The sequence below is a fragment of the Saccharopolyspora sp. NPDC002578 genome, assembly GCF_053592695.1.
Map to the genome: position 1 here is coordinate 81,226 of NZ_JBSFWJ010000004.1, position 22,430 is coordinate 103,655.

Consider the following 22,430-nt stretch of genomic DNA (forward strand, 5'->3'; position numbering starts at 1 on the left):
TCCCCGTCACAGCAGCCAGGCGATTCCTCCCGCGGCGGCCAACGCCGCCAGCACGCCCAGCACCACCGCCATCACCCGCGTCGTCCGCCACATCGCGACGACACCGCCGACGAGGAAACCGGCCACGGCCAGCAGCACGATCGGCCCCAGGTTCTGCATCTAGAGCGCGCCCTTCGTCGACGGAACCACGCCCGCGAACCGCGGATCCGGCTCGGTCGCCGCGCGCAACGCTCGTGCGATCGCCTTGAACTGGGCCTCGGCGATGTGGTGCGGGTCGCGGCCGTGGATCACCCGCACGTGCAAGTTGATCTGCGAGTGGAACGCCAGCGACTCGAACACGTGCCGGTTCAGCACGAACGGGTAGTTCCCGCCGATGGTGAACGAGTTGTACTGCTCCGGTTCCCCGGTGAGCACGCAGTAGGAACGGCCGGACACGTCGACCGCGGCGTGCGCCAAGGTCTCGTCCATCGGGATCCACGCGTCGCCGAACCGGCGGATGCCCTTCTTGTCGCCCAGCGCCTGCCGCAGCGCCTGGCCCAGCACGATCGCCGTGTCCTCCACCGTGTGGTGCGCGTCGATGTCGATGTCACCGGACGCCTTGACGTTCAGGTCGAACGCGGCGTGCGTGCCCAGCGCGGTGAGCATGTGGTCGTAGAACGGCACCGTCGTATCGACGTCGACCTTCCCGGTGCCGTCGAGGTCGAGCTCCACCAGCACGGAGGACTCCTTCGTGCTGCGTTCCACCCGCCCGACCCGGGTGCCCGGCGCGAACGCCGCCTCGGTCGCTGTCATCGCACGCTCTCCTCACTTGCCGCGTCCACCAGCGCCTTGCCCGCCGCCAGGAACGCGTCGTTCTCCTCCGGGGTACCGATGGTGACCCGCAGATGTCCGGCGATGCCGACGTCGCGGATCAACACCCCCGCGTCCAGGTAGCGCCGCCACGCGGCGTGCGCGTCCTCGAAACGCCCGAACAGCACGAAGTTGGCGTCGCTGCGCACCGGGGAGAACCCCATGCCGCGCAACGCCTCCACCACTCGGTTCCGCTCGTCGACCAAGGCCTGCACCGAGCCCAGCGTCGCCTTCGCGTGCCGCAGCGCGGCCCGCGCCGCGGCCTGGGTCAACGCCGAGAGGTGGTACGGCAGGCGCACCAGCAGCAGCGCGTCGATCATCGCGGGCGCCGCCGCCAGATATCCGAGCCTGCCGCCTGCGAAGGCGAACGCCTTGCTCATGGTGCGGCTCACGATCAGCTTCGCCGGGTACTCGTCGATCAGGCCGACCGCGCTCGGCTCGTCGCAGAACTCCACGTAGGCCTCGTCGACGACCACGATCCCCGGCGCCGCGTCCAGCACCGCGCGCAGGTCCTGCAGCGACACCGCCTGGCCCGTCGGATTGTTGGGACTCGTCACGAAAACCACGTCCGGACGGCGCTCCGCGACGATCGACGCCGCCTGCGGACCGTCCAAGCTGAAGTCCGCGCGCCGCGGCGCCGGCAACCACTCCGTGCGCGTTCCCGCCGACAGGATCGGGTGCATCGAGTACGACGGCTCGAAGCCCAACGCGCTGCGGCCCGGCCCGCCGAACGCCTGCAACACCTGCTGCAGCACCTCGTTCGAACCGTTCGCGGCCCACACGTTGCGATGCGAGACGGTCACCCCGGTGGCGCCGCTCAAGTAGGCGGCCAAGTCCTCCCGCAGCGCCACCGCGTCCCGGTCCGGGTAGCGGTGCAAGGACTCCGCGACGGCCCGAACCGACTCGGCCACCTCGGCCACCAGCTCCGGCGGTGGCGGGTACGGGTTCTCGTTGGTGTTCAACCGCACCGGCACGTCCAGCTGCGGGGCGCCGTACGGGCTGCGGCCGCGCAGGTCGTCGCGCAGCGGCAGGTCGGTCAGCGCCACGTCGGCGCCGAGCACGTCATTCATGGTTCTCTCTTCGCGGTGTGGATCAGCGGTCGAGGCCGGACGGGAAGCGGGCCGTGACGGCCTGCCCGTGCGCCGGGAGGTCTTCGGCGTCGGCCAGCGCGACGACCTCGCCCGCGACGTCCCGCAACGCCTGCTCGTCGTAGGAGATGACGTGGATGCCGCGCAGGAAGCTCTGCACGCTCAGCCCCGAGGAGTGCCGTGCGCAGCCGCCGGTGGGCAGCACGTGGTTCGAACCGGCGCAGTAGTCGCCGAGCGAGACCGGCGCGTGCGGGCCGACGAAGATCGCGCCCGCGTTGCGCACCCGCGCGGCCACCGACTCGGCGTCGGCGGTCTGGACCTCCAAGTGCTCGGCGGCGTAGGCGTCGACCACGGTGAGACCGTCGTCGACCGTTTCGACCAGCACGCAACCGGACTGCACGCCGGTGAGCGCGGTGCGGATCCGCTCGGCGTGCTTCGTCAACGGCACCTGGCGGGCCAACTCGGCGTCCACCGCGTCGGCCAGCTCCGGGGACGTCGTCACCAGCACGCTCGCGGCCAGCGTGTCGTGCTCGGCCTGGCTGATCAGGTCGGCGGCCACGTGCACCGGGTCGGCCGTGCCGTCGGCGAGCACCGCGATCTCCGTCGGCCCCGCCTCCGCATCGATGCCGATGACGCTGCGCAGGTGCCGCTTCGCCGCGGTGACGAACACGTTGCCGGGCCCCGTCACCAGGTCCGCGGGCAGCAGCCCGGCCCCGTCGGTGTCCTCGCCGCCGTAAGCGAGCAGCGCCACCGCTTGGGCACCGCCCACCGCCCACACCTCGTCCACCTCGAGCAGCGCGGCCGCCGCCAGGATCGTCGGGTGGGGCAGTCCGCCGAACTCGGCCTGCGGCGGCGAGCACACGACCAGCGACTCCACACCCGCGGCCTGAGCCGGCACCACGTTCATCACCACGCTCGACGGGTACACGGCGAGCCCACCGGGGGCGTAGAGCCCCACGCGGGCGACCGGCACCCACCGCTCCGTGACCGTGCCACCGGGCACGACCTGCGTGGTGACGTCGGTGCGCCGCTGCTCCCCGTGCACGCGCCGCGCGCGGTCGATGGACTCCTGCAGCGCCGCCCGCACCGTCGGATCGAGCCGTTCCAAGGCCCCGGCGAGCTCCGCGGCGGGCACTCGAACGCGCTCGGGACGCACCGAGTCGAACTTCTCGGTGTACTCCAGCACGGCATCGACGCCACGCTCGCGAACGGCCTCGATCACCGGCCGCACCTGATGCAGCACGTGCTCCACGTCCATCTCGGCGCGCGGCAGCGTGGCGCGCAGCTCGGCGGTGGACGGAACACGACCGCGCAGATCGGTGCGGGAGAGCATGGGCGTCCTTTCAGGGCGGACGGAGGGCGGCTACTAGCTCAATCACCAGGGTAATCGCCCTGTTCGACGCTGTCCGACGCGCGTCCGCCGATGAACGGGAAAACGGTGATCGGCCGCTTCCGACGTTAGTGGGTTGCCAACGGATCGTGACTCGGGGAGTCTCGCTTGATCACCATCCGTGATCGATCGGAGGCCCGATGTCCAGCGCACGGCGCAGAGCAACGGCGGTGGCGGCCGCCGCATCCTTGGCCCTGCTACTCCCGGTCCAGGCGAGCGTGGCCGCACCTCAAGCCGGGCCCGCTCCCGCGGCCGAGGTCACCGGCGTCTACACGGTGCCCGACACCGACAGCCGCATCCGCACCGACATCAACGCCTCCGGCGCCCAGGTGCTCGGAGCGAAGGACGGCGTGGCGACGGTGGAAGCCACGACCGCACAGGCCGAGGAGCTGCGCTCGAACGGCCTCACCCTGCAGGCCCAGGCGTCGCCGCGGGACTTCCCGCCCGGTGACGAGGCCTACCACAACTACGACGAGATGGTCGCCGAGCTCGACAAGATCACGGCCGACCACCCGGACCTGGCCGCGAAGTCCAGCCTGGGGAAGAGCTTCGAGGGCCGCGACATCCCGCTGCTCAAGATCAGCGACAACGTGGCGCAGGACGAGGACGAGCCCGAAGTCCTGTTCGACTGCAACCAGCACGCCCGGGAACACCTGACCACCGAGATGTGCCTGCAGATCGCGAACCGGCTCACCGACGAGTACGCCGACCCCGCGGTGAAGGAGAGCGTCGACAACCGCGAGGTGTGGATCGTCCCGTCGGTCAACGTCGACGGCTCCACCTACGACGTCGAGTCCGGCGAGTACCAGGGCTGGCGGAAGAACCGGCAGGACACCGGCACGGACCTCAACCGCAACTGGGACTACCTGTGGGGCTGCTGCGGCGGCGCGAGCGACGACCCGCAGGACGAGACCTACCGCGGACCGCAGGCCTTCTCCGCACCGGAGACCGCGGCGCTGGCCGAGTTCATCGACTCCCGCGTCGTCGACGGCACCCAGCAGATCAAGTCGGCGATCGACTTCCACACTTTCTCGGAACTCGTGCTGTGGCCCTTCGGGCACACCCAGGACGACGTGACCGAAGGCATGACCCAGCAGGAGTACGACCGGTTCGAGAAGGTCGGCACCGAGATGGCGGACTCCAACGGCTACACCCCGCAGCAGTCCAGCGACCTGTACACCACCGACGGCGACAGCCTCGACTGGATGTGGGGCAAGCACAAGATCCTCGCCTTCACCTTGGAGATGTACCCGTCCGGCGGAGGACTCGACGGCTTCTACCCGCCGGGTGACGTGATCGAGCGGGAGACCGCCCGCAACAACGCGGCCGTGGACATCGTGCTGCGCGAAGCCGGCGCCTGACCCGATCGGCCCCGAGGGAAAGCCCGGACGCCCGGTGGGGCTCCGGGCTTTCCCCTTGCGCGGGCCTAGGAAGCGATACGGTCGCGAACACCGGATCACGCGGGAAGGGGTTCGCGATCACCAGCGATGACGAGCTACTAGAGGAGCTGGCCGGCATTCACGGTGAACTCGACCTCCACCGCCCCAACGCCGCGCGCATGTACGACTACTTCCTCGGCGGGACGCAGAACTTCCCCGCCGACCGGAAGGCCGCCGAGCAGCAGCTGACCCTGCTTCCGGCCACGCGGGTGGGGGTCCGCGAGAACCGGGCGTTCCTGCGCCGCGTCGTGCGGTACTGCGCGGAACGCGGCATCCGCCAATTCCTCGACCTCGGCTCGGGAATCCCCACCGCGGGCAACGTGCACGAGGTCGCGCACCAGGGCCGACCGGACGCCGTGATCGCTTACGTCGACCACGAACCGGTCGCAGTCGCGCACGCCCGGCGGTTGCTGCACGGCGAGGAGCGGGTGACGGTCACCCAAGCCGACCTGTCGCATCCCGCCGACGTGCTCGACGCTCCGGGCGTGACCCGGTTGCTGGACTTCGACCAGCCGATCGCCGTGCTCGCGTTGTCGGTGCTGCACTTCGTGTCCGACGAAGCGGACCCGGCGGGCGTCCTCGCCGCTTACCAGCGGGCGTGCGCGCCGGGCAGCGTGCTGGCGGTGAGCCACGCATCGGGCGCGGGCCTGTCCGCCACGCAGGTGGTGGAAGGGCTGCGCATCTACGACCAGACTCCGACGCCGCTGAGCCTTCGGCCCGCGGAGCAGGCGCGGGAGCTGCTCACCGGCTGGTCGCTGATCCCGCCGGGCGTGGTGCCCGTGGTGGAGTGGCGGCCGGATTTCGACGTCAGCGAAGAGGTTCGCTCCGCCGTCGGGAACGGCTGGGCGGCCGTCGGGGTGAAACCGTCCGCGAGCGGATGAGCCAGGACCGCTACAGGGACTTCAGCACGCGGCACGGGTTGCCCGCGGCGAAGACGCGTTCGGGGACGTCCCGGGTGACTACGCTGCCCGCCCCGATCACGCTGTTCGAACCGATGGTCACGCCAGGGCAGACGATGACGCCGCCGCCGAACCACACGTTGTCGCCGACGGTGATGGGAGCGGCGGTCTCCCACCTCTGCCTGCGCGCTTCGTGGTCCTCCATCGGGTGCAGCGCGGTGAGCAGTTGGCACCGCGGACCGATCGACACGTCATCGCCGATCGTGATCGGGGCGCAGTCCAGCAGGATCGCGTCGTAGTTCAGGAAGCTGTTGCGCCCCAACCGGATGAGGTACCCGTAGTCGCACTGGAACCGGGGCATGATCCACGATCCGGCCCCGATTTCGCCCAGCAGTTCCGCGAGCAGGCTCCGCCGTTCGTCCTCCTGCCCGGAGCGGGTCGCGTTGAACTCGTCGAGCAGTGCCTGGCAGCGGCGTCGTTCGTCGACGAGTTCCGGATCGCCGTCCTGGTACGGCTCCCCGCGCAGCATCCGATCCTTGTGCTCACCCATGGCGCCAGGATGCCGGAGTCGCACCGCCTCGTCGATCTTGGGCGAGCACGCCGGGGTGCCTGACCGCCCTCATCGGGCGGCCAGGTCGGGTGGTTCGTGGTGCGCCCGGTTGCCGGGCCTGGGTGTTCGATCGGCATCGATCCACGCCGGCGGTGTGAACACCGGCCGTCCGGCGTCCAGCTCGATCGTCCAGCCGTGCGCGTGGGCAACCGCGTGGTGGTGGGCGCAGAGCATGACCAGGTTGTCGAGCGCGGTAGCCCCGCCGTCCGCCCAGTGGCGGAGGTGGTGCGCCTCGGACGTACCGGGCGGGTGATCGCACGAGGGGAAGGCACACGTCCCGTCCCGCGCGAGCAGGGCCGCACGCAGGTGCGGCGGCGCCGTCCTGCGAGCCCTCCCCACGTCGAGCGGGCGGCTTTCGCCGTCCAGCAGAACCGGCAACAGCTCCGCATCGCAGGCGATGCGGCGCGCCGTTTCCGCGGTGATCGGTTGACCGGTGGTCTCGATCGTCCCGCCGAACCGCTCGTCGTCCAAGGACTCCCGGAGCTGGTCGTGCGCGATGGTGATCGTCAGGTGCGGGCGCTGTCCGCCGCTGCGCGGCAGTTCGTCCGAGGCCAGCACGATCTCCACGAGACCGGCCAGCGCATCGGCGTACCGCTTGCCGGCCGTCCGCTGATCCCGACGGCCGGAGTCCTGCGGTCGAGGGGCGGCGAGCGGTTCCAACGCCGCGTGCAGTTTCGCCCCGGTCTCGCGGTCCAGCCTGCCCTTCAGCAGGGTCATCCCGTCCCGATCGGTGGTCAGGTGCAGTTCGCGGCGTTCGACCTGCCTGCGCTCGTCGCGCAGCGCGCCGTCCTGGTCGAGCAGGTACCGCACCCGCTCGGCGGCGATCTCCAGCTCGCGCGGTGAGAGCACCTTCGCCTGCTCGGCGAGGGTTTCCTCCACCTCGGCGCGCTGCACCGGCCCGACCAGCGGCGGGAGCTTCTCCATGCCGTTGACGATCACTTGGGCGTGGGCGAGGCTCGTCTCGCGTTCCCGCAGGACCCTGGCGGTCGCGGGCAACGCGGGCGGCAGCGGTTCACCACCGGGTTCGGCTCGTTCGGCCACCGCTCGCCCGACCACCACGCGGGACCGCGCGTCGCCGCGCGCGATGTTCAACAGCTCCCGCACCCACACCGGCATCGATCGCGCGCCCGCTTCGCTGTGCAGGCCTCGCCGCTCGGACTCGGCGATGAGCTCCGCCTGCCACGACATCGCGGCGCGGACGACGGATTCGGAGTCGCGGATCCCCGCGACCAGTTCATCGTCGGAGCGGGAAGCGGCAGGACGTGCCAGCCGGTCGAACAGGTTCTCCATCACCGGCCCGAGTTCGGGGCCGGGAGCGGAACCGTCGATGCTGCCGTCGCCAGCGCGACGCGTCTCTTCGCGCGGCTCCGGCACGCGCGGGGCGTCGCCCACCGGGGGCTGCGGCACGACCAAGGGCTCCATGACTCCCAGTGTTCCCAGTCGAACACAGATTCGTCATCACTTGATCGTGCTGTATCCAGCCGGAATCCGACGTCGTTCCGGCCGTCGTGGAACGGAGCACTTCGCGGGTGCGCACCTGCCGGTGCGACGTCCGCTGCTCCGGCGGCGGATGGGCGCGTTCCGGGAACGGCGCCCACGCCGTCTCAGTTCATCCGAACCGCCCTCGGGGCGGACCGTCCGGATGGTGTTGCCGCTCGGCGTCCTGAGCGGATCAGGACAGCAGGAGAACGACGACTCCCACGATGATGCCGACCAGGACCACGACCGCGGCCGTGATCATGACGGCTCGCAGCTGCGGCCGTTCTTCCTGGACCTCCGACTGCGCCCGCTCGCGCCACTGCATGAAAGTGGTGCCCTCGCCGCTGTCGCTCACGTCTGTCTCCCACTCGTCGTGTGCTGCTCCTGGCACCGTTCACGGCCGGGCGCCGTGAACTTGCAGGGAGTCACGATGCCACATCGTCCGGATCACATTCGGACCACGTGCCGGGTTGATCGCCGAGGTGCAGATGTGCCGCGTGCACCGGCGGCCGATCTCGTCGCCACCGCGGGACCACGCCGTCGCACGACACCGCGCCTGCCCGGCCGAGCATGGCGGCGAGCGGGCCCGCAGGGCAAGCGCCACGGGCCGACCGGCACCCGGCCGCGCCCGTCGAATCGAGTCGATGCGGGGCCGTCCTCCTCCGTCGAAGGCGGCTGCGCTCGACGACGGACACGATCGTGCGGCACCGGCCGGGCGTGGCGGGCCGAGCGGTCCCGCCGTCTCGCTACGCGATCGGCGCCGGCATCTGACGGACGGCGTATTCGCAGCTCACGACGTCGCCGGTCGCCGGGTCCCCCAGGTCGACCCGCCACGAATCCGCGAACTGGTCGACGGAGGTGTCCATCGGGATCGTGCCGGACAGCAGCACGGTTCCGGGCTCGGCGAGTTCGAGCTTCCGCAGCTCCTCGAGCCAGTACACCGGCGTGAGCAGCTCCCCGAGCGTGCCGTGCTGGATGCGGCGGCCACCGACGTCAGCGGTGAGGGTCAGCGAGTCGATCCGGTCGGCGACCTCGACCAGCCGCCAGGCACGCGAGCCGAGCACGTCCGGCCCGGCTTGCTTGCTCCAGGCGACGCCGTGCACCTCCAGCTCCCGGTCGGTGTGGTCGCAGGCGGCGGTGAGCAGCACGTCCTCCTCGCGCGGCCCCGCGATGATCAGCGCCCATTCCGCTTCCCCCGAGGTGCGCGCGTGCTGCACGGGGACGTCCGCGGTCTGCATCGCGAGGTACGGCGCCACGGGGTACAGGCAGGGAGTGCGCGTGGGCGCGGGCACTCCGAGTTCGGCGAGTTCGGCGACGTGCGCGGCCACGTCGTCTTGGCTGCGCCCGGCGTAGCCGGCGTTGAGCAGCGTCCGCACGGGCACCTCGACGGACGTGCCTGCCACATCGAAACGAAGCGGAAACATCAGACCCTCCCGATCAGCATACTTCTTGTATACAGTTCGTATCACTTCTTCGCCCGAACACCCAGCCGATGTGACGAACTCCCCGACAAGGAACCGCCGATGAGTCAAGCGCTCGCCGATACACCCACACGCCCGCCGCGCAAGGACCTGGTCAAGGCGTTCGTCGCCGCCCTGTCCGGCACCTCGCTGGAGTGGTACGACTTCGCCGCCTACTCGGTGGCCTCCGCCCTCGTCTTCGGCGACCTGTTCTTCCCCAGCCACGACCCCCTCTCCGGCACGCTGCTGGCCTTCTCCACCTACGCCGTGGGATACCTGTCCCGGCCGCTGGGCGGTTTCGTGTTCGGCCGGCTCGGCGACGTGCTCGGCCGCAAGCAGGTGCTGGTCACGACCCTGCTGCTCACCGGTGTCGCCACGGTGCTCATCGGCCTGCTGCCCACGCACGGCCAGGTGGGCGCGCTGGGCGCCGTGCTGCTGGTGGCGCTGCGGTTCGCGCAGGGCGTCGGCATCGGCGGCGAGTGGGGCGGCGCCGTGCTGCTCTCCAGCGAGTTCGGCGACGAACGGCACCGCGGGTTCTGGGCGTCGGCCGCCCAGATCGGCCCGCCCGCCGGCAACCTGCTGGCCAACGGCGTCCTCGCGGCGCTGGCCGCGAGCCTCACCCCCGAGCAGTTCCTGTCCTGGGGCTGGCGGGTCGCGTTCCTGCTCTCCGCGGTCCTGGTCATCTTCGGCCTGTGGATCCGGGTGAAGCTGGAGGAGACACCGGTGTTCCGCGAGCTGCAGCAGCAGGGCGACCAGGCCGCCGCGCCGTTGCGCGAGGTGTTCACCGAGGAACCGCGCGCGTTGATCTCCGCGATCCTGTCCCGCGTCGGACCGGACGTGCTCTACGCGCTGTTCACCGTCTTCGTGCTCACCTACGTCACGAAGGAGCTCGGGCTGCCGCAGAGCTGGGCCGTGGCCGGGGTCATGATCGGCTCCACCTGCCAGCTGGCGTTGATCCCCGCGGCGGGATGGCTCTCGGACCGGTGGGGAAGGCGCAGGGTGTACGCGATCGGTGCGCTCGGCGGCGCGGTGTGGCCGTTCGCCTTCTTCCCGCTGATCGGCGGGGGTTCGGCACCGATGCTGGTGGTCGGGGTGATCGTGGGCTTGCTGTGGCACTCGTTGATGTACGGCCCGCAGGCGGCGTTCGTGTCCGAGCAGTTCAGCACCCGGTTGCGCTACACGGGTTGCTCGCTGGCTTACACGTTGGCGGGTGTGATCGGCGGTGCGCTGGCCCCGCTGCTGTTCACGTCCCTGTTCGCCTACTTCGACAGCTGGATCGCGCCCGCCTGCTACCTGCTGGCGACCTGCGTGGTCACCCTCGTCGGGTTGGCGATCAGCCCGCGAGCAGCACGTGCCGCGTAGCGTCCAGGTGGGCGGTGATCGCCGCTTGAGCGGCAGCGGCGTCACCGCCGGCCAGCGCGTCGAGGATCGCGTCGTGCTCGTCGAGGACCGCTTTGCGCCTGTTCTCCGCGGAGAACAGCGCGACGATGCCCGCGCGGACCTGCCGGGCGCGCAGGCCGTCGTAGCTCTTGGTCAGCATGTCGTTGCCCACGGCCCGCACGAGGGCCGAGTGGAAGCGGTGGTCGAGGTCGATGAACGACCTCGCGTCGTCGTCGGCGCGCAGGGCGCGCTGGCGGTCGAGTTCACCGCGCATCTCCGGCACCGGGACGGTGTCGAGTTCGAGGGTGCGCCGGGCCGAGTAGCACTCCATCATTCCGCGCAGTTCGAACAGCTCGCGGATCTGCCGTCCCGCGACGGGTGCGATGTAGGCGCCGCGCTTCGGGACGAGCTGCACCAGTTCTTCGGCCGCGAGCAGCAGCAGGGCTTCCCGGATCGGTGTGCGGGAGACGCCGATGTCGTCGGCGAGCGACTGCTCGTTGACGAACTGGCCCTGCATCGCGGGATCGCTCAGCACGGTGTCCTTGAGGTGGTCGTAGGCGAGCTGGCGGCCCGAGGTCAACGGTGGCTCCTTGCGGTGCGGTCAGGTTCGATCCGGAACCCTTGCATATTTTTGGTATACAACAGTGTAGAGCCGAGGAGAGGCGGAACCCATGCGCATCGCGCTGTGCCAGATCGTGTCGACCCCGGAGCCGAAGGCGAACCTGGACCTGGTCGCCGACGGTATCCGCCGCGCGGCGGCGGCGGGGGCGGAACTCGCGGTCTTCCCCGAGGCCACCATGGCCTGCTTCGGCATCCCGCTGGCGCCGATCGCCGAGCCGCTCGACGGCCCGTGGGCCGCCGAGGTCCGCAAGCTCGCCGATGAGGCGGGGATCGTGGTGGTCGCAGGCATGTTCACCCCCGCGGCCGACGGGAGGGTCACGAACACGCTGCTGGTCACCGGGCCGGGGGTGGACGCGCACTACGACAAGATCCACCTCTACGACGCCTTCGGCTTCGCCGAGTCCCGCACCGTCGCTCCCGGCGCGGCCCCGCTGGTCGTCGACGTCGGCGGCACGCGCGTCGGGGTCACGACCTGCTACGACGTGCGCTTCCCCGGTCTGTACACGACGTTGGCCGACCAGGGCGCTTCGGTGATCGTCACCGCCGCCTCCTGGGGCTCGGGCGCGGGCAAGCGCGAGCAGTGGGAGCTGCTGGTGCGCGCTCGCGCGCTGGACAGCACGTCGTGGGTCGTGGCGTGCGGGCAGGCGGACCCGCGCACCGCGGGCGTCGAGCCGAGCGGCAAGGCGCCCACCGGCATCGGCTACAGCACCGTCGCCACGCCGGTCGGCACCGTGCACGCGCAGCTCACCGACTCCCCCGACGTGCTGGTCACCGATCTGGACCCGGCCGCGGTGGAGCAGGCGCGCGCGAACATCCCCGTGCTGTCCAACCGGCGGTTCTGAGTCCTCCGCGCGACCTCACATGTCCAGGCCGATGTCCAACGCCGGGGACGAGTGGGTGAGCGCGCCCACGGCGAGGTAGTGCACGCCGGTCTCGGCGTAGGCGCGGGCGGCCTCGAAGGTGATCCCGCCGGAGGCTTCCAGTTCGGTTCCCGGCGAGATCTCCTTGGTGCGCCGCACCGCGTCGGCGCAGTCCTGCGGCGTGAAGTTGTCCAGCAGCACCAGCTCGGCGCCTTCCGCCAGCACCTCGTCCAGCTCCTCCGCCGTGGTCACTTCGACTTCGAGGGGCAGTTCCGGCGCGTGGTCGCGGCAGGCGCGCAGCGCGGCGACCACGGACCCGGCGGCCACGACGTGGTTGTCCTTGATGAGCATCGCGTCGCCGAGCCCCATGCGGTGGTTCACGCCGCCGCCGCAGCGCACCGCGTACTTCTGCAGCACGCGCAGTCCCGGCAGGGTCTTGCGGCTGTCCCGGATGCGGCAGCCGGTGCCCTCCACCGCCCGCACCCATTCGGAGGTCGCGGTCGCGATGCCGGAGAGGTGGCAGAGCAGGTTCAGCGCGGTGCGTTCCGCGGTGAGCAGTCCGCGAACCGGGGCGTGCACGCTCAGCGCGCTCTCCCCCGGCATGATCATGTCGCCGTCCTCGCGGCTGTGCAGCACCTTGTAGCCGTCCGGGCCGAGCACCTCGTCGAGGACCGCCCGTGCGATCGGGATCCCGGCGACGACTCCGGCCGGGCGGGCTTGGAAGGCGGCTTCGGCGATGGCGTCGACGAGGACGGTCGCCTCGGTGGTGACGTCGAGGCCGTAGCGCAGGTCCTCGGCCAGGGCGGCGCGCACCAGCGTGCGGATCTCCTGGGGTTCCAGGCCGGCGGAGCGCAGGTGTCCGGCGGTCACCTCGGACAGGGTCATGCGACGCTCCTCACGGGTTCGCGGTCGGTGCGGAACAGCCAGCCGGACACGTCCAGTCGCAGCGCGACGCTGCGCCGCCAGCGTACGTCGTCGGGTTCCGGGTGGTCCCGTCGCCGGTGGCTGCCGCGGGATTCGACGCGGGCCGCGGCGGCGGCGAGCAGCGCCTGCGCCGTGAGCGCCAGGGAGGCGTCTTCCACCGCCTCGCGAGTCCGAAGTGGACGGACGACGCCTGCGCGATCCAGCGTTGCGGCGGCCTCCGCGAGCCCGTCGGCGCTGCGGCCGATCCCGGCGTGGCGGGTCATGGTGCGCTGCAGCAGGTCGCGGTCCACCACGGCCGCCGCCGGAACAGCCGGCAGCACCGGTTTGCGCGCGGTCAGGCCGCCGCGCAGGTCCCGGGCCACGGCATCGGCGGCGCGCGCCCCGACGACCAGGCCTTCGAGCAGGCTGTTCGAGGCCAGCCGGTTCGCGCCGTGCAGTCCGGTGCGCGCGACCTCGCCCGCCGCGTAGAGCCCGGCCACTCCGGTTCGACCATCCACATCGGACACGACTCCGCCGCACGAGTAGTGCGCGGCGCTGGTCACCGGGATCGGTTCCCGCAGCGGGTCGATGCCCGCTTCCCGGCACGACGCGAAGACGGTGGGGAACCGGGCGGCGAATCCGGGGATGCCCGTGGCGTCCAGCAGCACGCATCCCGCGCCCGTCTCGGCCATCCTGCGGTTGATCGCCGCCGACACCACGTCGCGCGGCGCCAGGTCCTCCAGGGGATGTTCGCCTGCCATGACCCGACGGCCGCGGGTGTCCAGCAGCACCGCACCTTCCCCGCGCACCGCTTCGGTGACCAGCGGACGGCGTCCGCGCGCGGCGTCGGGCGTGTAGAGCACGGTGGGGTGGAACTGCACGAACTCCAGGTCCGCCACGGTCGCTCCTGCCCGCAGCGCGAGCGCGATCCCGTCGGCGGTGGCCACGTCGGGGTTGGTCGTCGCCGCGTAGAGCTGCCCCAATCCGCCGGTGGCGAGCAGGACCGCCGGTGCGCGCAGCACGCCGGGGTTGCCGTGCGGGTCGAGCGCGAGCGCTCCGGCGAGCGCGCCGCCGTCGCTGCGCACGAGTTCGACGACGCAGTGCTGCTCCAGCACCGGGATCCCGCCGGAACCGACCGCGCTCGACAACGCGCGCTGCACTTCGGCACCGGTGGCGTCCCCGCCCGCGTGGATCACCCGGAACGCGGTGTGCCCGCCTTCGCGGGTCCGCGAGAGCGCGTCGCCCGCGGTGTCGAACCGGGCGCCCGCCGCCCGGAGCCCGTCGACCGCCGCGGCGCCGTCCGCGAGGATCGACCGCACCGCCTGCTCGTCGCACAGGCCCGCACCGGCGGTGAGGGTGTCCGCGACGTGGCGCTGCACGCTGTCGCCGTCGTCGTGCTCGTCGGGTCGCACCACCGCGACGCCGCCTTGCGCCCAGCCGGTGTTGCCCGCGGCGGCCGAATCCTTCGTCACCACGAGGGTCCGCAGTCCGAGCTCGCGGGCGCGCAGCGCGGCGGTGAGTCCGGCGACCCCGGTGCCGACGACGACCAGGTCCGCTCGTGCTTCCCAGGTCACTCGCCACCCCCGGGCTTGCCGATGCTGATCATCCGCTCCACCGAGCCGCGGGCGCGTTCGGCGATGCCGGCGGGCACGTGCACCTCGTCGGCTTCCTCCCGCAGGCCGCGCAGCAGGGCCGCCGGAGTGATCATCTTCATGTAGCGGCAGGAGGCCCGGTCGTTCACCGCCCGGAAGTCGATCTCGGGTGCGGCCCTGCGCAGCTGGTGCAGCATGCCGACCTCGGTGGCCACCAGCACCGATGCGGCGCCGGTCTCGCGGGCGGCGTCGAGCATCCCGCCGGTGGAGAGGATCTTGACCCGTTCCGGGGGCAGCGTCCCTTCCCCGGCCAGGTACAGCGCGGAGGTGGCGCAGCCGCATTCGGGGTGGATGAACAGGTCGGCGTCCGGGTTCGAGGCCGCGCGGTCGGCGAGTTCCGGCCCGTTGATGCCGGCGTGCACGTGGCATTCCCCCGCCCAGACGTGGACGTTGTCCCGCCCCGTCTCGCGGCGCACGTGCGCGCCGAGGAACTGGTCGGGGCAGAACAGCACTTCCCGTTCCGCCGGGATGGAGCGCACCACGTCGACCGCGTTCGAGGAGGTGCAGCAGATGTCGGTCTCGGCTTTGACCTCGGCGGTCGTGTTCACGTAGGAGACGACGACGGCGCCGGGGTGTTCGGCCTTCCAAGCGCGCAGCTGCTCCGCGGTGATGGAGTCGGCGAGCGAGCAGCCGGCGCGGGCGTCCGGGATGAGGACCTTCTTGCCGGGGCTGAGGATCTTCGCGGTCTCAGCCATGAAGTGCACGCCGCAGAAGACGATGGTCGAGGCGGCGCTCTCGGCGGCGATCCGGCTCAGCGCCAGGGAGTCCCCGGTGTGGTGGGCGATGTCCTGGATCTCGGGCAGCTGGTAGTTGTGCGCCAGCACGACGGCGTCGCGTTCTTCGGCGAGTTCGCGGACTTCCCGGGCCCACGCCTCGTCCGGTTCCACGCCCGTGTACGGAACGAGCTGTTCGGCTAACACCATCTGTTCCTCCTCAGCACCGGCACGCGCGTCGGCGCGCATGTCGGTGTTTGCCCACCGAGCAGTTTTCGCCTTACAATCGAAAACGTGCCTCATAGTAACACCGCCGATCGCGCGGACAAGGGAGATGCAGCTCACGAGGTACTGGCGGGAGTGCTGCGCGCGCACGAAGGACGGCTCCACGTGCTGCTCTGGCAGCGCGCCCAGCCGCCGCACGAGCACCGCTGGGCGCTGCCCGGCGGCAGGCTCCGCGCAGACGAGGACGTGGAGACCTCGATCCGGCGCCAGCTCGCGGAGAAGGTCGACGTGCACAAGCTGAGCCACGTCGAACAGCTCTCGGTGTTCAGCGCCCCCGACCGGGTTCCCGGGCACCGGGCGGTGGCGACCGCGTTCCTCGGGCTGGTGCCCTCCGACGTGGACCCGGAGGTGCCCGCCGACACCGCGTGGCACCCGGTCGACGAGCCCCCTGCGACCGCGTTCGACCACGAGCGCATCACGCACGCCGCCCGCGCGCGCCTCAGCGCGAAGCTGTCCTACACCAACATCGGCTTCGCGCTCGCCCCCGCCGAGTTCACCATCTCGGAGCTGCGCGGCATCTATTCCGCCGCGCTGGGCTACGAGGTCGCCGCGACCAACCTGCAACGAGTTCTCACCCGACGCGGCGCCCTGTCCCCCACCGGCCGCACCATGCCCGCCGGCCCGTCCGGTGGCCGTCCGCCCGCGCTGTTCCGGTTCACCAACCCCGGCTTGGAGGTCACCGATCCGTTCGCCGTGTTCCGCCCTCCCACCGGACGCGGGTAGCGGCGGAACCCGCGGGCCCGGTGTGCTGGCCGATGGGCGGGGAGGGGACGTAGGTTGGCGGCTGTGACCGAGACGCTCCCGCTGTTCCCGTTGAGCACGGTGCTGCTGCCCGGTGCCGACCTCCCGCTGCACATCTTCGAGGCGCGCTACCGGCAGCTGGTGCTCGACCTGGTCGAGGAAGTCGTGCCGGACCGCCGCTTCGGCGTGGTCGGCATCCGGCAGGGCTGGGAGGTCGGCGACGACAACGTCGACTCGATGTACGACGTGGGCTGCTCGGCGCGGCTGCGCCAGGTCCAGCAGCTGCCGCAGGGCCGCTACGACATCACCGCCGACGGCGGGCACCGGTTCCGGCTGCTGCAGATCGACCGGGAGGCTGCGCCGTACCTGATGGCCCGCGTCGAGTGGCTCCCGGACAGCGAGCCCGCCGAGGATCCCCGCCTCACCGGTCGGCTGGACGCCGCCGCCCGGGCCGCGCACGAGCGCTACCACGGCACCGGGCTGCGCGGAGATCGCTACGACGCCCCCGCGACGGATCTGGACCCGGCCGACCTGTCCTACGCCTTGGCGGAGGACTGCGTGCTCAGCACCGACGACCGCCAGGAGCTGCTCGCGGAGACGGATCCACTGGCCCGGTTGCGGCTGGTGCGCCGGCTGCTCGTGCGCGAGGCGGAATTCCTGCGCGAACTGCGGGCGGTGCCGGCGCCGCTGGCGGAGTTCGCGGAGCAGACCAGCGTGAACTGATCCGCGAAGGCCGCCCGGGCGCTTCGGATCACTCGCTAGGATCACCCCATGTCATCACCTGGTGGGCCGGGGAACTGGGGTTTTCCGGAAAATGGGGGTTCTCCGGAAAATGGGGCTTCGCCGGAGCACGGCGGGCACGGGGGCTGGGGTCCGGCGCAGCAACCGCAGCACGTCGGGCAGCAGCCGTACCAAGGCGGCATGCGGTACCAGGGTTTCGGCACGTTCCAGCAGCCCCAGCAGGGCCAGCAACCCCAGCAGGGCCAGCAACCCCAACACCCCCAGCAGGGCCAGTGGGCGCAGCAGGGCTTCGGCCCGCCGCCCCCGCCGAAGCGCAACCGCGGCCCCTTGATCGCGGCGGTCGCCGCGGGTGCCGTGGTGGTCGTCGCACTGGTGACCGCGGTGGTCGTCGTGAGCTCGCGGAGCGAGGAGCGCGCCGGGCCCGAACCGGTGCCCGCCCCCACTTCGGCCCCCGCGCCCCCGACTTCGCAGCCGACCTCGGCCGCCACCGCGGCCCCGCCGGAAGCGGTGGTCCCGGGCTGGCAGGCGGTGCCCGTGCCGAATCGGCACGCCGTGTACGACGCCCCGCTGGAGTGGGCGCTGGAGACTCCGGACAACGTCGTCGGCTTCGGCGAGCCGGACGACGCGGTGACCATGACCGGCGTCGCGGTGTACCAGGAGGACTTCTGCGCGGAGGTGCGCGGCAGCTACCGCGCGATCGCCGGGGCCACCGCGCGGCGCGGGCCCGATGACGCCGCGGTCGCCACCGAGACGGCCCGCAAGTTCGCCGAGCTCGCCTACGGCCCGGACGCGCGGATCGAGCTCTCCCCCGCCCAGCCGGTGCAGCTGGCGGGCGGCATCCCGGCGAGCAAGGTCGTCGCCACGGTCTTCCCCGCGCCCGGCCCGTGCGGTTCGCCCAGCGTGCTGATCAACACCCTGGCCACCAACGGCGACGGGGAGAGCTCGGTGGTGCACATCGCAGGCGCCGACCAGGGCGTTCCCGGCGCCATCACCCCGGACGTCCTGGACCGCCTGACGGCGTCCCTGCGCCCCGCGGGCTGAGCACGGCAGCCCGCTGTCAGCTGCGTCGTCCGAGGTCGTCGAAGCCGTTCCAGGAGGCGGCCAGGCCGTAGCCGAGCGCCATCGCCATGGGCTGGACGACGACGGCCCACGCGGTGGGTGCTTCCGGGGGCACGGTGAGTGAGTCGCCGACGGTGAGCCCGGTGGGCCACGGGTAGAGCTCGGCGGCGAAGGTCGTGCCCATCCGGATCGCCAGCCAGGACGACACGAGCGAGCCGAGCACGGCGGCCACCAGCAGCACCGGCCCGCGACGGCGGCGGAAGGTCCACAGCACGGCGGCCGTGACGAGTCCGGTCCCGAAGGCGACGAGCAGGAACATCGCGAGGGCGTCGAAGCCGTGGTAGCTCTCGACGATCTGCGCGGGCACCGGAGTGCCCGCGCGGCCGAGCACGCTGCCCTGCGGTGGGGCGATCCGCGACCACACCCAGCCCAGCGGCAACCCGAGCAACGCCACGAGCGACAGGGTGCTCAGCGCGGGCAGCAGGTCCGTGCGCACCGCGACGCGCGTCGCCCGGTGGGCTCGTTCGGACGGCCGCACCGGCTCAGCGGGTTCGGGTGTTTCGCTGGTCTCGACCGTTCCTGATGGCAACAGCCGCCCCTCCTGTCGTGGTGTGGCAAGCGCTGAGCACCCTAGCGGGTGATCGTCGGCACCCGGCCAGGCGCGGCGCGGGCGCCCGGCGGGCATCCTCTATTCTGCGCGGGCGCCCTGTCCCCCACCGCCGAAGGACCGAAATCACGTGGCGGGAACCTTGCCGAGTCCGGTGTTGACCGGACCCCGACCGATCGATGCACCGCGCCAGGATTCGGCTGTGCGACTTCCACTGCGCAGCGCGGTTTCCGAGTTGCTCGCGGGTTCGGCGGTCGCCGCGGTGATCAGCCTCGCCCTGCAGTTCGCGGTGGCACGACTGGGCATCAGCGAACCGAGCTTCGCGCCGGAGGCGTTGGCCTCGCTCGGCGCGGGCCTGGTGCTGTTGATCACGTTCGGCCTGCTGGCGTTCGGCCGCCACCGCTTCCCGCGGCCGGTGCGACTCGCCGGGACGTGGGCGGCGTTGTCGGCGTTCACGACGCTGGCGCTGGCGATCCCGCTGCAGGCGACGCGGTACTACTTCGGCGGTTCGTCCACCGACAACGGCTTCCGCTTGCAGTACATGACGCGGATGGCGTCGACGTGGGGCTTGTCGGACATGAACTACGCGGACACCGCCCCGTACTACCCCGGTGGCTGGTTCTGGCTCGGTGGCAGGTTCGCGAACCTGCTGGGCTGGGAGGGCTGGGCGGCCTACAAGCCCTACGCGTTGATCTGGGTGGCGGTGACGAGCGTCGTCGCGTTCACGTTGTGGAGCGTCGTGGTGCGGCGGCGCTTGGCCTTGCTGGCCGCGGTGGTGACGTCGCTGGCGGGGATGCTGCACGGCATCGAGGAGCCCTACGCGTGGCCGTCGGCGGCGTGGCTGGCTCCGATCGCGGTGCTGACCTGGCATGCGATGCGGCGCGAGCAGCGGGCACCGCGCTGGACGTTGATCTGCGTCGGCGGGTACGTCGGTTTCGCGGCGGTCACCTACACGCTGCACTTCGGCTTCGCGGTGCTGCTGATCGTGGCGATGGCCGTGGTGGCGGGCGTGTCCCGGGTGCGCCGCGGCGAGGCCGGGTGGGCCACGACGAAGCGGATGTTCCTGCGGTTGCTGCCGATCGGCATCGTCAGCGCCGTCATCTCGCTGCTGGTGTGGGCGCCGTACGTGCTGGCGACGCACGTCTTCACCGACAATCCGCGCAGCGCGGCGCTGCACTACCTGCCGGAGGACGGTTCGTTCCTGCCGGTGCCGATGACGGACGCGAGCGCGTTCGGCGCGTTGTGCCTGGCCGGGTTCGCCTGGTTGATCGTGCGCGCCCGCAGCAGCGAGGTCGCCGGCGCGATGCTGACCTTGGTTATCGCGATCTACGCGTGGTTCGGCTTGTCCACGCTGGCGCTGGTGGCGAAGACGACGTTGCTGGCGTTCCGGCTGAACGTGATCTTGGGCGTGGTGCTGGCGGTGGCCGGGGTCTTCGCCCTGCTGGAGTTCATCGGGTGGGTCCGGGACCGCGTGGACGTCGGCTACGCGGCGCGGATCACGACGTTGTCGTGCGCGCTGGGGCTGTTGGGCGCGATCACGTTGACCCAGGGCGCCATCGGGACCGCGCTGGCCACCTCCACGGAGCAGGCCTACGAGGACTACTACCCGACCGGCGACAACGCGAAGGGCGCGCGCGATCCGGAGAAGACCGGTTCGTGGGCCGACGACGTCTACCGCGAGATCTCGCGGCTCACCGGCCGCCCGCCGCAGCGGGATCTGCTGCTGAGCACGGACTACAAGCTGATGTCGTTCCGCCCGTACTGGGGTTTCCAGCAGGAGACCCCGCACTACGCGAACCCGCTCGCCGATTACGACGAGCGCGCCGCGGAGATCGAGCGGTGGACGAAGGCTCGCACCGCTCCGGAACTGGTGGAGTTGTTGCGGCGCAGCGAGTTCACCGCGCCGAACGTGTTCGTGCTGCGCAACCCGGCGAGCCCGGTGGCGTCCGAGGCGGACCGGGAGCGCGCCGCGGATCCGACGGACGAGAACGCGGGGAAGCTGGCGCTGAACTTGAAGGGCGACGCGTTCCCGCAGTTGCCGAACGTCCGGGACTACGACGTGCACTTCGACCCGGCTGTGTTCGACGGCCCGCAGTTCGAACGCCACGACGTCGGCCCGTACACGATCATCGCGGTACGCGAGAACGTGCGCTGAGCAGCGTCACCGAGCAAGACCACCGGCGGCTTCCTCGTGCGGGCGGCGTTTCCCCGTGGCTGAGCCATGAGGGGAACGATCCCGTGACGAGGAAGCCGCCGAAGTTCCGCTAGCCGGATGCCGCCGCGGTTCTCTTCGCGGAGACTCCTGTCACCGAAGCCGGATCGGCAGCTCTTCCAGGCCGTGCACGAGGGTGCTGGGCCGCCAGCGGAGTTCGGCGGGGTCCACGCCGAGGCTCAGGTCGGGGTACCGCTCCAGCAGTCGCCGCACCGCGACGCGCGCTTCGAGCCGGGCCAGCGAGGCGCCCAGGCAGAAGTGGATGCCGTGGCCGAATCCGAGGTGCCCGGTCGCGGAGCGCGCCGGGTCGAATTCCGCCGCGCGTTCGAAGCGCCGCTCGTCCCGGTTGGCCGAGCCGAGGGCCACGAGCACCAGTTCATCGGCGGGGATCTCCACGTCGCCGAGCCGCACGGGCTCGGCGGTGTAGCGCATCGTCGCCAGGTTGACGGGGCTCTCGTGCCGCAGGGTCTCTTCGATCGCGTCGTCCACGAGCGCCGGGTCGGCCCGGACTTCGGCGAGCCGTTGCGGGTTGCGCAGCAGGTCGTAGACGCAGTTCCCGATCAGGTTCACGGTGGTCTCGTGCCCGGCGACCAGCAGCAGGAACACCATCGAGATCAGTTCGGGTTCGGTGAGCCGGTCCTCGCCGTCGGCGACTTCGATCAGCGCGCTGATCAGGTCGTCGCCCGGTGCCACGCGCTTGCGGGCGACCAGTTCCGCGATGTACTCGCCGATGCTGCGCCCGGCGGAGTTCACCGAGTCGGCGTCCACGCCGTTGATCAGCGCGGTGGTCCACTGCTTGAAGTCGTCGTGGCGGTCCTCTTCCACGCCGAGCATCTCGGAGATCACCGTGATGGGCAGCGGGAAGGCGAACTGGTCCAGCAGTTCGACTTCGGCGGTGCCGGCGAGGTCGTCGAGGAGCCGCGCGGTGATCTCTTCGATGCGCGGCCGGAGGTCGTCGACGCGGCGCGGCGTGAAGCCCTTGAGGACCAGTTTCCGCAGCCGGGTGTGGTCCGGCGGGTCGGTGTTGAGCAGGTGCGATTGGAGGTCGTCGACGTATTCGACGCGGTGCGCGCCGGGTTCCACCTGGGCGTCGATGGCCTTCTTGATGCCGTCGACGCCCTTGCTGAGCCCGGGGTGGGACAGCGCCTGCCGGGCTTCGGCGTAGCGGGTGACCACCCACACGGGAATGCCTGCGCGGCTGAGGACGCGCCGGGCCGGTGCTTCGGCCCGCAGTCTGGCGTACTTCACGTACGGGTCCTGCATGAACGCGTCGTCGAGGACGGGCAGGGCGGAGTTGTCCGTGGTGGCGGGCATCGCTTCCCCTCGGGTCTGAGGCTGTCGCGGGCAAGTCAACTCGTTCCGCGCTGAGAGATCCCTCAGATTCGGCAGCGGGCGCTTGCGGACCGTCCGCACGCATTTGCCCCGAACCGCCCGAACGGGAC

General features: G+C 71.4%; 22 protein-coding genes. 8 read left to right on the plus strand and 14 right to left on the minus strand.

Annotated features, from left to right (window positions below):
• Positions 1–6: 6 nt before the first annotated feature.
• From ACWD38_RS03715 to hisD, 4 genes are read right to left on the minus strand one after another with little or no spacing between them, the layout of a single operon-like run.
• A complete protein-coding gene (locus tag ACWD38_RS03715) occupies positions 7–159 on the minus strand; it encodes a hypothetical protein (protein WP_184481281.1) in 153 nt (50 codons plus the stop codon).
• On the minus strand, positions 160–792 hold the full coding sequence (gene hisB, locus ACWD38_RS03720) for an imidazoleglycerol-phosphate dehydratase HisB (RefSeq protein WP_266092438.1): 633 nt from the start codon (positions 790–792) through the stop codon (positions 160–162).
• Positions 789–1,919, minus strand: coding sequence for a histidinol-phosphate transaminase (locus ACWD38_RS03725; RefSeq protein ID WP_450123287.1), 1,131 nt, complete (start codon positions 1,917–1,919; stop codon positions 789–791). The genes hisB and ACWD38_RS03725 overlap by 4 nt, the downstream gene beginning before the upstream one ends.
• 22 nt (positions 1,920–1,941) lie before the next feature.
• A complete protein-coding gene (gene hisD / locus ACWD38_RS03730) occupies positions 1,942–3,270 on the minus strand; it encodes a histidinol dehydrogenase (protein ID WP_450123288.1) in 1,329 nt (442 codons plus the stop codon).
• Between the two features lie 197 nt (positions 3,271–3,467).
• On the opposite strand from hisD, the gene ACWD38_RS03735 reads away from it, so the two are divergent.
• Both ACWD38_RS03735 and ACWD38_RS03740 read left to right on the plus strand, forming a co-directional pair.
• Positions 3,468–4,688, plus strand: coding sequence for a M14 family metallopeptidase (locus ACWD38_RS03735; RefSeq protein ID WP_450123289.1), 1,221 nt, complete (start codon positions 3,468–3,470; stop codon positions 4,686–4,688).
• A 155-nt stretch (positions 4,689–4,843) separates the two neighbouring features.
• Positions 4,844–5,647 (plus strand): SAM-dependent methyltransferase, encoded by an 804-nt coding sequence (locus ACWD38_RS03740; RefSeq protein WP_343071719.1) that lies wholly within the window; start codon positions 4,844–4,846, stop codon positions 5,645–5,647.
• Positions 5,648–5,657: 10 nt separating this feature from the next.
• Here ACWD38_RS03740 and ACWD38_RS03745 read toward each other — a convergent pair whose 3' ends face one another.
• The 4 genes from ACWD38_RS03745 to ACWD38_RS03760 all read right to left on the minus strand — a co-directional run bounded on the left by ACWD38_RS03745 (position 5,658) and on the right by ACWD38_RS03760 (position 9,178).
• Positions 5,658–6,215, minus strand: a complete 558-nt coding sequence (locus tag ACWD38_RS03745; protein ID WP_184481293.1) for a sugar O-acetyltransferase — start codon at positions 6,213–6,215, stop codon at positions 5,658–5,660.
• Positions 6,216–6,284: 69 nt separating this feature from the next.
• Entirely contained in the window at positions 6,285–7,697 is a 1,413-nt protein-coding gene (locus ACWD38_RS03750; protein WP_450123290.1) for a DUF222 domain-containing protein, read from the minus strand.
• 250 nt (positions 7,698–7,947) lie between these two features.
• A complete protein-coding gene (locus ACWD38_RS03755; protein ID WP_184481298.1) occupies positions 7,948–8,109 on the minus strand; it encodes a hypothetical protein in 162 nt (53 codons plus the stop codon).
• Between the two features lie 391 nt (positions 8,110–8,500).
• Positions 8,501–9,178, minus strand: a complete 678-nt coding sequence (locus ACWD38_RS03760) for a DUF2848 domain-containing protein (RefSeq protein ID WP_184481300.1) — start codon at positions 9,176–9,178, stop codon at positions 8,501–8,503.
• Between the two features lie 99 nt (positions 9,179–9,277).
• Between ACWD38_RS03760 and ACWD38_RS03765 the strand changes: the two genes are divergently transcribed.
• Positions 9,278–10,576, plus strand: a complete 1,299-nt coding sequence (locus ACWD38_RS03765) for an MFS transporter (protein WP_184481302.1) — start codon at positions 9,278–9,280, stop codon at positions 10,574–10,576.
• On the opposite strand, the gene ACWD38_RS03770 is transcribed toward ACWD38_RS03765, so the two are convergent.
• Positions 10,548–11,174, minus strand: coding sequence for a GntR family transcriptional regulator (locus ACWD38_RS03770; protein ID WP_184481304.1), 627 nt, complete (start codon positions 11,172–11,174; stop codon positions 10,548–10,550). The genes ACWD38_RS03765 and ACWD38_RS03770 overlap by 29 nt on opposite strands.
• A 91-nt stretch (positions 11,175–11,265) precedes the next feature.
• On the opposite strand from ACWD38_RS03770, the gene ACWD38_RS03775 reads away from it, so the two are divergent.
• Complete coding sequence (locus tag ACWD38_RS03775) at positions 11,266–12,057, plus strand: carbon-nitrogen hydrolase family protein (RefSeq protein WP_450123291.1); 792 nt, start codon at positions 11,266–11,268, stop codon at positions 12,055–12,057.
• A gap of 15 nt (positions 12,058–12,072) precedes the next feature.
• Here the strand turns inward: ACWD38_RS03775 and nadC are convergent, their stop codons facing one another.
• Genes nadC through nadA form a run of 3 tightly spaced genes read right to left on the minus strand, consistent with a single transcriptional unit; the run spans position 12,073 to position 15,553 of the window.
• Positions 12,073–12,960: a carboxylating nicotinate-nucleotide diphosphorylase gene (gene nadC / locus ACWD38_RS03780; protein WP_184481308.1), complete on the minus strand. Its 888-nt coding sequence runs from the start codon at positions 12,958–12,960 to the stop codon at positions 12,073–12,075.
• Entirely contained in the window at positions 12,957–14,552 is a 1,596-nt protein-coding gene (locus tag ACWD38_RS03785) for an L-aspartate oxidase (RefSeq protein ID WP_450123292.1), read from the minus strand. Before ACWD38_RS03785 ends, nadC begins: the two co-directional genes overlap by 4 nt.
• Entirely contained in the window at positions 14,549–15,553 is a 1,005-nt protein-coding gene (gene nadA, locus ACWD38_RS03790) for a quinolinate synthase NadA (RefSeq protein WP_450123293.1), read from the minus strand. Before nadA ends, ACWD38_RS03785 begins: the two co-directional genes overlap by 4 nt.
• A gap of 141 nt (positions 15,554–15,694) precedes the next feature.
• On the opposite strand from nadA, the gene ACWD38_RS03795 reads away from it, so the two are divergent.
• The 3 genes from ACWD38_RS03795 to ACWD38_RS03805 all read left to right on the plus strand — a co-directional run bounded on the left by ACWD38_RS03795 (position 15,695) and on the right by ACWD38_RS03805 (position 18,151).
• On the plus strand, positions 15,695–16,351 hold the full coding sequence (locus ACWD38_RS03795; protein ID WP_221316656.1) for an NUDIX hydrolase: 657 nt from the start codon (positions 15,695–15,697) through the stop codon (positions 16,349–16,351).
• A 63-nt stretch (positions 16,352–16,414) separates the two neighbouring features.
• A complete protein-coding gene (locus tag ACWD38_RS03800) occupies positions 16,415–17,092 on the plus strand; it encodes an LON peptidase substrate-binding domain-containing protein (protein WP_184481314.1) in 678 nt (225 codons plus the stop codon).
• 198 nt (positions 17,093–17,290) lie between these two features.
• On the plus strand, positions 17,291–18,151 hold the full coding sequence (locus ACWD38_RS03805; RefSeq protein WP_450123294.1) for a hypothetical protein: 861 nt from the start codon (positions 17,291–17,293) through the stop codon (positions 18,149–18,151).
• 16 nt (positions 18,152–18,167) lie between these two features.
• On the opposite strand, the gene ACWD38_RS03810 is transcribed toward ACWD38_RS03805, so the two are convergent.
• On the minus strand, positions 18,168–18,758 hold the full coding sequence (locus tag ACWD38_RS03810) for a DUF2567 domain-containing protein (RefSeq protein ID WP_246457045.1): 591 nt from the start codon (positions 18,756–18,758) through the stop codon (positions 18,168–18,170).
• Positions 18,759–18,978: 220 nt separating this feature from the next.
• Between ACWD38_RS03810 and ACWD38_RS03815 the strand changes: the two genes are divergently transcribed.
• A complete protein-coding gene (locus tag ACWD38_RS03815) occupies positions 18,979–20,931 on the plus strand; it encodes an arabinofuranosyltransferase (RefSeq protein WP_450123295.1) in 1,953 nt (650 codons plus the stop codon).
• Positions 20,932–21,081: 150 nt separating this feature from the next.
• Here the strand turns inward: ACWD38_RS03815 and ACWD38_RS03820 are convergent, their stop codons facing one another.
• A complete protein-coding gene (locus ACWD38_RS03820) occupies positions 21,082–22,302 on the minus strand; it encodes a cytochrome P450 family protein (protein ID WP_450123296.1) in 1,221 nt (406 codons plus the stop codon).
• Positions 22,303–22,430 lie beyond the last annotated feature (128 nt).